The organism is Kribbella shirazensis (assembly GCF_011761605.1).
Classification (GTDB): domain Bacteria; phylum Actinomycetota; class Actinomycetes; order Propionibacteriales; family Kribbellaceae; genus Kribbella; species Kribbella shirazensis.
On record NZ_JAASRO010000001.1, the window covers coordinates 2260462 to 2269725 of the forward strand.

At 68.5% G+C, this 9264-nt stretch carries 11 protein-coding genes; 9 read left to right on the forward strand and 2 right to left on the reverse strand.

Translation table 11 applies throughout. From position 1 onward, the window contains the following. Positions 1-35 precede the first annotated feature (35 nt). The 5 genes from rpsK (at position 36) to BJY22_RS11165 (ending at position 5595) form a co-directional block, all read left to right on the forward strand. Complete coding sequence (gene rpsK, locus BJY22_RS11145; RefSeq protein WP_131286332.1) at positions 36-443, forward strand: 30S ribosomal protein S11; 408 nt, start codon at positions 36-38, stop codon at positions 441-443. A 26-nt stretch (positions 444-469) separates the two neighbouring features. After that, positions 470-1078 carry a 30S ribosomal protein S4 gene (gene rpsD / locus BJY22_RS11150; protein WP_167205911.1) on the forward strand — a complete coding sequence of 203 codons (609 nt, stop codon included), beginning with the start codon at positions 470-472 and terminating at the stop codon, positions 1076-1078. Positions 1079-1181: 103 nt separating this feature from the next. Continuing rightward, entirely contained in the window at positions 1182-2207 is a 1026-nt protein-coding gene (locus BJY22_RS11155) for a DNA-directed RNA polymerase subunit alpha (protein ID WP_130384620.1), read from the forward strand. Positions 2208-2276: 69 nt separating this feature from the next. After that, a complete protein-coding gene (rplQ, locus tag BJY22_RS43270) occupies positions 2277-2984 on the forward strand; it encodes a 50S ribosomal protein L17, sunset domain variant (protein ID WP_167205913.1) in 708 nt (235 codons plus the stop codon). A 91-nt stretch (positions 2985-3075) separates the two neighbouring features. Further along, positions 3076-5595: a tetratricopeptide repeat protein gene (locus BJY22_RS11165; RefSeq protein WP_167205915.1), complete on the forward strand. Its 2520-nt coding sequence runs from the start codon at positions 3076-3078 to the stop codon at positions 5593-5595. A gap of 47 nt (positions 5596-5642) precedes the next feature. On the opposite strand, the gene BJY22_RS11170 is transcribed toward BJY22_RS11165, so the two are convergent. After that, positions 5643-6185: a hypothetical protein gene (locus BJY22_RS11170; RefSeq protein WP_167205917.1), complete on the reverse strand. Its 543-nt coding sequence runs from the start codon at positions 6183-6185 to the stop codon at positions 5643-5645. 105 nt (positions 6186-6290) lie between these two features. On the opposite strand from BJY22_RS11170, the gene truA reads away from it, so the two are divergent. From truA to BJY22_RS11190, 4 genes are read left to right on the forward strand one after another with little or no spacing between them, the layout of a single operon-like run. After that, positions 6291-7103 carry a tRNA pseudouridine(38-40) synthase TruA gene (truA, locus tag BJY22_RS11175; RefSeq protein ID WP_337758511.1) on the forward strand — a complete coding sequence of 271 codons (813 nt, stop codon included), beginning with the start codon at positions 6291-6293 and terminating at the stop codon, positions 7101-7103. Continuing rightward, positions 7096-7707 (forward strand): class I SAM-dependent methyltransferase, encoded by a 612-nt coding sequence (locus BJY22_RS11180; RefSeq protein ID WP_167205921.1) that lies wholly within the window; start codon positions 7096-7098, stop codon positions 7705-7707. The genes truA and BJY22_RS11180 overlap by 8 nt, the downstream gene beginning before the upstream one ends. 4 nt (positions 7708-7711) lie before the next feature. Further along, positions 7712-8257, forward strand: coding sequence for a SigE family RNA polymerase sigma factor (locus BJY22_RS11185; protein ID WP_167205923.1), 546 nt, complete (start codon positions 7712-7714; stop codon positions 8255-8257). Then, entirely contained in the window at positions 8250-8996 is a 747-nt protein-coding gene (locus BJY22_RS11190) for a hypothetical protein (RefSeq protein WP_167205925.1), read from the forward strand. Before BJY22_RS11185 ends, BJY22_RS11190 begins: the two co-directional genes overlap by 8 nt. Here the strand turns inward: BJY22_RS11190 and BJY22_RS11195 are convergent, their stop codons facing one another. Continuing rightward, positions 8997-9197: a hypothetical protein gene (locus BJY22_RS11195; protein WP_167205927.1), complete on the reverse strand. Its 201-nt coding sequence runs from the start codon at positions 9195-9197 to the stop codon at positions 8997-8999. Positions 9198-9264 lie beyond the last annotated feature (67 nt).

The window sequence follows — 9264 nt, forward strand, 5'->3', positions numbered from 1 at the left end:
GGATGACTTTCGACCACCCCAGGAGCAACTGACCTATGCCTCCCAAGAGCCGCACCGCGGCCGGCGCGAAGAAGGTGCGCCGCAAGGAGAAGAAGAACGTGGCCGCCGGCCACGCGCACATCAAGAGCACGTTCAACAACACGATCGTGACGATCACCGACCCGACCGGCGCGGTCATCTCGTGGGCTTCCGCGGGCACCGTCGGCTTCAAGGGTTCGCGCAAGTCCACCCCGTTCGCCGCGCAGATGGCCGCCGAGGCCGCCGGGCGCCGCGCGATGGAGCACGGCATGCGCAAGATCGACGTGTTCGTCAAGGGTCCCGGCTCCGGCCGTGAGACCGCGATCCGTTCGCTGGGTGCGGTCGGCCTCGAGGTCGGCACCATCCAGGACGTCACCCCCGTCGCCCACAACGGATGCCGCCCGCCGAAGCGGCGCCGGGTCTGATCCCAGAGAGAGGAAGGTAGCGAACCATGGCCCGTTACACCGGACCTATGACCAAGAAGTCGCGCCGTCTCGGGGTCGACCTCGTCGGTGGCGACAAGGCGTTCGAGCGTCGTCCGTACCCGCCGGGTATGCACGGCCGCGGCCGCCCGAAGGAGAGCGAGTACCTGCTCCAGCTGCGCGAGAAGCAGAAGGCGCGTTACTCGTACGGCGTTCTCGAGAAGCAGTTCCGCCGGTACTACGAGGAGGCCTCGCGGCGCTCCGGCAAGACCGGTGACAACCTGCTGCAGATCCTGGAGTCCCGGCTGGACAACGTGGTGTACCGCGCCGGCCTGGCCCGGACCCGCCGGCAGGCCCGTCAGCTCGTCGTCCACGGTCACTTCACCGTGAACGGCCGCAAGGTGAACATCCCGTCGTACCGCGTCGCTGCCCACGACATCATCGATGTCAAGCAGAAGTCGGTCGAGACGACGCCGTTCATCATCGCCCGGGAGACGCACAGCGAGCGTGTCGTCCCGGCGTGGCTCGAGGTGATGCCGGAGCGTCTGCGGATCCTCGTGCACCAGCTGCCGACCCGGCAGCAGATCGACACCCAGGTCGCCGAGCACCTGATCGTCGAGCTCTACTCGAAGAACTGACCGCGTACCGGCCGGTGGTCCTCGGACCGCCGGCCGGTCCGGTGCGTTCTTCACCACTCGCGACCTCAAATAGTGGTCGTCGCGACGAAAGAAGGAACCCCAAGTGCTGATCGCACAACGCCCCACCCTGACCGAAGAGGTCGTCGACGAGTACCGCTCGCGGTTCGTGATCGAGCCGCTGGAGCCGGGCTTCGGTTACACCCTCGGGAACTCGATCCGCCGGACCCTGCTGTCGTCCATCCCGGGCGCGGCCGTCACGAGCATCAAGATCGACGGTGTCCTGCACGAGTTCTCGACCGTTGCCGGGGTCAAGGAAGACGCCACCCAGCTGATCCTGAACCTGAAGGACCTGGTCGTCTCCTCCGAGCACGACGAGCCCGTCACCATGTACCTGCGCAAGCAGGGCCCCGGTGACGTCACCGCCGCCGACATCGCGCCGCCGGCCGGTGTCGAGGTGCACAACCCGGACCTGAAGATCGCCACCCTGAACGAGAAGGGCCGGCTCGAGATGGAGCTGGTCGTCGAGCGCGGCCGTGGCTACGTCTCCGCCGTCCAGAACAAGTCCGCCGACGCGGAGATCGGCCGGATGCCGGTCGACTCGATCTACTCGCCGGTGCTCAAGGTCACCTACAAGGTCGAGGCGACCCGTGTCGAGCAGCGCACCGACTTCGACCGCCTGGTGGTCGACGTCGAGACCAAGCCGTCGATGCTGCCCCGCGACGCCGTCGCGTCGGCCGGTAAGACGCTGGTCGAGCTGTTCGGTCTGGCCCGCGAGCTGAACGTCGAGGCCGAGGGCATCGACATCGGCCCGTCGCCGGTGGACGAGCAGATGGCCGCCGACCTGGCGCTGCCGGTCGAGGACCTGCAGCTGACCGTCCGGTCGTACAACTGCCTGAAGCGCGAGGGCATCCACACCGTGGGTGAGCTGATCTCGCGCAGCGAGCAGGACCTGCTGGACATCCGGAACTTCGGCTCCAAGTCCATCGACGAGGTCAAGCTGAAGCTGGCCGAGATGGGGCTGTCGCTGAAGGACTCCCCGCCAGGGTTCGACCTCCGCGCCGCGTCCGGTGCCTACGGCAACGAGGCGGACGACGAGGACGAGAGCTTCGCCGAGACCGAGCAGTACTGAGCTGACCGAAGGCCCGTCGGGCCCTCAATCCCCACGGCTCGACGAGCCTGAGATTTCTGGAGTTACGAGATGCCTACCCCCACCAAGGGTGCCCGGCTGGGCGGCAGCCCGGCGCACGAGAAGCTGATCCTCAGCAACCTCGCGACGTCGCTGTTCGAGCACGGCGCCATCACCACCACCGCGGCCAAGGCCAAGCGCCTGCAGCCGCTGGCGGAGCAGATGATCACCAAGGCGAAGCGTGGTGACCTGAACGCGCGCCGCCAGGTGATGAAGCGGATCAAGGACAAGAGCGTCGTGCACGTTCTCTTCACCGAGATCGGCGAGCGGTACGCCGACCGTCCGGGTGGCTACACCCGGATCACCAAGCTCGGTCCGCGCAAGGGCGACAACGCCCCGATGGTGAAGATCGAGCTGGTCGAGGCCCAGTCGGACTCGCCGAAGGCGAAGAAGACGGCCAAGAAGGCCCCGGCGAAGGCTGCCGCGGCCGAGGAGACCAAGGTCGAGGACACGGTCGAGGACGCCAAGGTCGAGGACACGGTCGAGGACGCGCCGGTGCAGGACGTCGTGGCCGGCAAGTTCGAGAACTCCGCTGCCCCGAACGCCGACGGCTCCGCGCCGGAGGGCTTCACCATCAAGGGCAACGAGAACTCGATGAAGTACCACACGACCGAGTCGCCGTGGTACGAGAAGACCGTCGCCGAGGTCTGGTTCAAGACCGAGGCCGACGCCGAGGCCGCGGGCTTCGCCAAGGCCGGCGAGTCGGACGACGACAAGTAAGTAGTCCTTCAGGGCCCCCTCACCGCACGGTGAGGGGGCCCTGTTGCGTTAGATTGCCCTCTGCCAGCTGGGCTGCGCGGGGGGAGGGCGCATGGACGGTGGACCGCCGGATCCGAGTTCGGCGCGGACGACGGACGAACTCGTCGGTCAGCTACGCGCTCTGCGGGCCTGGTCAGGGACGGGGTACCGGCAGTTGCATCGCGGTGTCGTCGAGCTGCGCAAGCGGCGCGGGGTGCCGGACCTCCCGTCGTACAGCACGATCCATCGCTGTCTGCAGGCGGACCGCAGCCGTCTCGACGTCGAGCTCGTCGTCGACATCGTGCACGTCCTCACGGCCGATCCTGCCGCGGCGATCGAATGGCGGCAGGCCTGTCAGGCTGTTGCCGGTGCTGCCGCGGCGGCTGCGGTCGTCAAGGTGAGTACGGCGCTGCCACGGCTGACCCATCCGGTCTGCGGGCGGGCGAACGAGATCGCGTCGCTGACTCGGTGGTGTGCTGGGCCGGGCGCGCTCGTTGCGCTGGACGGTATGCCCGGTGTCGGCAAGACCGCGACTGCGCTCCAGGTTGCCGGCGCAGTGGCGAAACAACCGGACCGGCTCCAGGTGTACGTCGATCTGCGCGGGCACGACAGCAGCCGGCCGGCAGCGGATCCAGCCGCCGTACTTGACGGAGTACTGCGTCTGCTGGGCCTGCCTGGCAGCGCGATCTACGGGCTGACACTGACCGAGCGAACTGCAAAGCTGCGCGAGCTTGCCGCCGGCCGGTCCGGGCTGCTGCTTCTGGACAACGCGGCCGATCATGACCAAGTGCTGCCGTTGCTCCCAGCCGTCAGCGGTTGGGTCACCCTCGTGACCAGCAGGCGCCGACTCGACCGGCTGCCCGCCAGCCACCTCACGTTGAAGGTTCTCGGCATCGAAGACGCCTTGGAGCTCCTGCGGCAGCAGGCGGGTTCCGAGCGCATCGATGCCGAGCAGGATGCCGCGACTCAGATCGTCCGCGAGGTCGGCGGCCTCCCGTTGGCGCTCAGCCTGGTGGCGGGCCGGATCGCGGCCGCGGACTGGACTGTCGCCGATCAGTTGGAGCGGCTGGTGGAACGTCGTGCGGCGCGAACCCTGGACGACGGCGTACAGCGGGCGCTCGCGACCTCGTACGTGGTGCTGTCGCCGGCGGTCAAACGTGCCTTGCGCCTGCTGGCTGTCCATCCGGGTCGTGCGGCCGGTGCTGCTGCGGTAGCGGCGATGGCCGGCGAGGATCCGGCGACGGTACGCCGGTGGCTCGACGCGCTGCTGGCGGCCAGGCTGATCGAGGAACCAGCCGCGGGCAGGTATTCGCTGCACGATCTTGTCCAGGTGTACGCGGCGGATCGCGCCGCTGATGAAGACACTGCCAGGGAACGGCGCAGCGCGGTGGCCCGCGTGGTCGCGCACTATGCGGACGTCGCGGCTGAGGCGGCCGGACTGCTGGATCCGAGCCTCCACACCTACCTGCCGGCGCAGGACGGGCCGCCGGTCGGGGGCCTGACCGGCCATGCGGCCGCGACCGAGTGGCTGGTCCGCGAGCGGGAGAACCTGGTCGCCACCGTACTCGAAGGATGCGAACTGGACGACGCGCGATCGTCGGCCGTCCGGCTGTCGCGGAGTATGACCTGGTTGCTGGCGACAACTGGTTCGCATCGAGAGGCCGAGCTCGTGTACTCGCGGGTCGCGGAGGTCACCGACGGCGCGGATCGGGCGCATGCACTGTGCAGTCTCGCGAACGTGCTCGGTCAGCTGGGGCGCTACGCCGAGGTGATCCCCTGTGTCGAGCGCGGACTCGCGACTGCGCGCGCGGCTGCGGATGCGAACGCCGAAGCCCGTCTACTCCTCGCCCGCGGTACCGCGGCACTGCTGCATCTCGGCGACACCGAGGCGGCGCTCGAAGACCTGGAGCGCGCACACAGCCTCGCGACGAAGGCTCGCAATCGTCAGCTGGCGGGGATGGTGCTGATCACGAGCGGCAACGTGAAGCAGCGGAGTGGCCGCTACACGGCGGCGCTCGACGACTACCGCGAGGTCGCGGAACTCGCCCGCTCGGTCGGCTCCGATCGGCTGACTGCGTTCAGTTGCGGTGCCATCGGTGAGGTCCTTCACCAGCAGGGAAGTCACGAGGAGGCGCTGGAGTTCACCCTGCAGGAGTACGCGGTCATCCAGCGGCATGGAACCTCCCAGGACATCGCGGACACCCTGACGAGGCTCGGGCGTATCCGCAGCGCGCTCGGCCAGTACGAGCTCGCGCACGGCCTGCACGAGGAGGCACTCGGGATCGTCGTCGAGACCGGGCTCCGTGACAAGCAGTTGGAGGTGCTCAACGACCTCGGGCCGGTTCTGCGCCGCCTGGGGCGCGCGGCCGAGTCACTCGATGTCTGCCGGCAGGCGCTGGCGATCGGCGAGGAGATGCAGAACCCGTACGAGCAGGCACGGGCGCACGCCGGCCTGGCTGCGCTGTCCGAGGCCGACGATTCGCGCGCGGACGCCATCAGACACTGGGAGCGTGCGTACGAGCTCTACTCCACTGTTGGCGCGACCGAGGCCGCCGAGGTGCGACGGCGCCTCGACGGCCTCAGCCAGGTGTAGGTACCCCGGCGGTCGTGGTACCCCGTGCCACGACCGCCCTGGAGGTGTCAGTCGCCGGGGTGGATCGTGAACGCGTAGCAGTTGTCACCCGGCGGGACGTACGACCGCGTGTAGCACACCCGGATGTCGGCACGTACGAACTTGTGGCCTGCCATGCCGGACCAGAGTTCGTCGCTCCCCGAGATGTTCCGGTAGCCCTTCCCGTCCGCACCACCGCAGATTCCGTAGTACCCGTACGGCGTGTCGCCCGCTGACGGGAAGCGTTTCGACAAGCTCACCTCGGCACCGGTCGCCGTGCCCTTCTCGTAGGTGATGATCCGGAGCCACGCGCAGGAGTTCGGCGCGCCCGCCACGTTGAGACGGACGTCGAAATCCGCCCGATAGTCCTCCTGCAGGTTCGGTCCTTCGTCGACGAGCTTCTGCCAGCGGAAGTACCCGGTGGTGTAGCCACGCCCGCTGTCCACGGATCGCCCGATGTTGTCCGTGTCGAAGGTTTGCCACGAGTCGGCGTAGGCGCTGGGTGACGCCATCGCGATGATCGCCGCGGTCGCCAGGAGGCCGCCGCCGGTCCGACGTGCGATTTTGTTCATGAGGTCCTCGATCCTTGGTGGGTCTGCCGCCGAACAGGATGTGTCCGGGTGGGTGGTGCAGGCAGCGGATCGGATCAAAGTGGATCACCTGGGTTAGATTGCCGTGTGCGCTGGCGGATCGACCTGAGGTACGACGGAGCGGGCTTCCACGGATGGGCCCGCCAGGAGAGTCTCCGTACCGTGCAAGGGGAGCTCGAAGAGGCGATCCGCGTCGTACTGCGGTTGCCGCAGCCGCTGACCGTGACGTGTGCGGGGCGGACCGATACCGGGGTGCACGCCCGTGGGCAGGTTGCTCATGTGGACGTGGACGGCGCTGTGGACCCGCTGAGGCTCCTCAGAGGGCTGAACGGCGTACTTCCCGATGATGTAGCTGTCACGGCCGTCTCGGCGGCTCCTGAGGGCTTTGACGCCCGGTTCTCCGCTCTGGCCCGGAGGTACGTGTACCGGCTGTGCGACGACCCTGCTGGCTGGGACCCGCTCACGCGAGGCCATGTCCTGCGGATGGGGCGGCCGATGGATGTCGAGCGTATGAACTCGGCTGCGGCCGCACTGCTCGGGGAGCACGACTTCGCGGCGTTCTGCAAGAAGCGGGAAGGCGCCAGCACGGTCCGGGCGCTGCTGGAGTTCTCGTGGCGGCGGACCGGTGTGGGGCAGTTGGAGGGCACAGTGATCGCAGATGCCTTCTGCCACTCGATGGTGCGGGCACTGGTCGGGTCGATGATCCCCGTGGGCGACGGGCGCCGGGACGTCGAGTGGCCTGCCGCAGTACTGGCTGGGAAGGTGCGGGACTCGGCCGTGTCGGTCCTGCCGGCGCACGGGCTCACACTGGAGGAAGTGCGCTACCCGGCAGACGACGAGCTGGCCGCGCGGGCACTGCAGGCCCGCCAGATCAGGGGAGAGGTGCACCACCGTGGCTGACCACTACTTCTCCGCGGAGCCCGGCTCTGCGGACGTACGCCGTACCGTCGAAGCCCGGATCTGGGGACGGGAGTACACGTTCACCACGGCCACCGGGGTGTTCTCGCGGGACCGGCTGGACATCGGTACGGCGGTGCTGCTGCGGGAGGTGGACGCGCCGACCGGGTCCGGCACGTTCTTGGACCTGGGCTGTGGCTACGGACCGATCGCGTGTGCGCTCGCGGTGGAAACGGACGCCGTGGTGTGGGCGGTCGACGTGAACACCAGGGCGCTGGAGCTCACCGCCGAGAACGCGAAGGCAGCAGGCGTCGCGGACCAGGTACATGCGGCGCGGCCGGACGACGTACCCGAGGACCTGCGGTTCGACGAGATCTGGTCCAACCCGGCCATCCACATCGGCAAGCCCGAACTGCACAAGATGCTCCTGCGCTGGCTGGAACGTCTTGCCCCCGGGGGTGTGGCATGGTTCGTCGTCGGTAAGAACCTGGGTGGCGACTCCCTCCAGCGCTGGCTGACCGACCAGGGCTATCCCTGCGGCCGCGTCGGCAGCGCGAAGGGTTTCCGGGTACTGCGTGCAACGAACGCGGACCCGAGGCCGTCCTGAGGGTATGGAGGCAGCCTTGGCGGCAGCGGAGGTGCGGGTGGAGCCGCTGGACTTCGAGGTGTGGGTCACCGAGAAGGCGGACGCTCTGCTGCGGTTCGCCTATGTGCTGACCGGGGACGCCAACCTGGCTGAGGACGCCGTACAGGACGCTCTGACGACGGCCTGTGCCCGCTGGGGACGGGTGAGTCGTGCCGACGACCCTGAGGCGTACGTGAAGCGGATGGTGGTGAACGCGCACATCTCCTGGTGGCGGCGGTTTCGGCGGCGGGAAGCGCCGGTCGACGACCCGGTGCGTACTGCGCGTGCAGTCCCGGACGGTACTGCGGACCGCGCGGAGGCCGAGGCCATCTGGGCGCTCTGCGCGACGTTGCCGGACAAGCAGCGAGCAGCCGTCGTACTGCGGTTCTACGAGGAGCTGTCGTACGCCGAGATCGCCCAGCTGCTGCACTGCGCGGAGGCGACTGCGCGATCGCATGTACATCGCGCGCTGGCCGCGCTCAAGACCACACTGACCCACCAAGAGGACACGGGAGGAGCCGACAATGCCTGAGCACGACCCTGAGCAGGAGCTCGGCCCCAAGATCTCCTCTGCGCTGCAGGATCACGCCGGTCACACAGGTCTGCAGAAGAGCGGACTGGCCCGCGAGGCGCGCCGTCGGGTGCACCGGCGCCGGCAGGCATGGTCGGCGGCGGCTGGTGCCGTGCTGGTGGTCGCGGCCGTCGGTGGCGTGTGGGGCGTGGTGGGCGGTGAATCACCGGTCGCCAGCCAAGGCGACTCCGCCTCCTCCGAGGGCGCAGCTGCACCCAGGAAGACGCCGGACGCGGTGGCTCCGAACGCGGAAGGCGTGGAGTGTCCGCCTGCGCATCCGATCCAGCAGGCGACTTCGCTGCAGCCGACTGTCGGCCTCGACCTGAGCACGCCCGTGACCGAGCTCCGGGCCTGCCGCTACAGCTTGACCGGGGCCGGTCTACTCGGCCAGCAATCGTTCAACGCGGCTGACGCACAGCAGGTGGTCGACGCCATCAAGGTGCTCCCGGAACGCAATCCGGACCTGCCCGTGTTCAAGTGCGCGCCGCAGACCGCGAAACCGTCCGAGGCGATCGTGCTGCGGTTCGGCACGGCGACCGGCGTGCGGGAGATCTGGGTCGTGTACGACGGCTGTACCGACGCGGGCTTCTTCACCGGGACACACACGTACGGCCTGTACTCGGCGCCGCTGAAGCTGTTCATGAAGGGCGAGGTCCGCCCGACCAACGGGACCTACCTGCGGGCGCTCGGAGACTGGTAGTCAGTCGACCTCTTTCGTCGTGTCACGGTCGCGTCGCGTGTCCAGACGCCGTACGTTGTCCGGCTTCTCGCCGGTCTTCCGCGGTACGCCGGGCCGGTCGGCGGCGGTGTACGACCCGAGAAAGCGCCGGAGGTCAGCCTTCTCCTCGTCGCTCATCGGCGCCGGCGGCTGCATGCTGTCGCCGGACTGCTGACGTTCCATCCGCACCTTTCCTCACTGCAGGACCCTTCGATCATTCCTCCTCCGAGGGTCGCGATCCAGTCCTGTC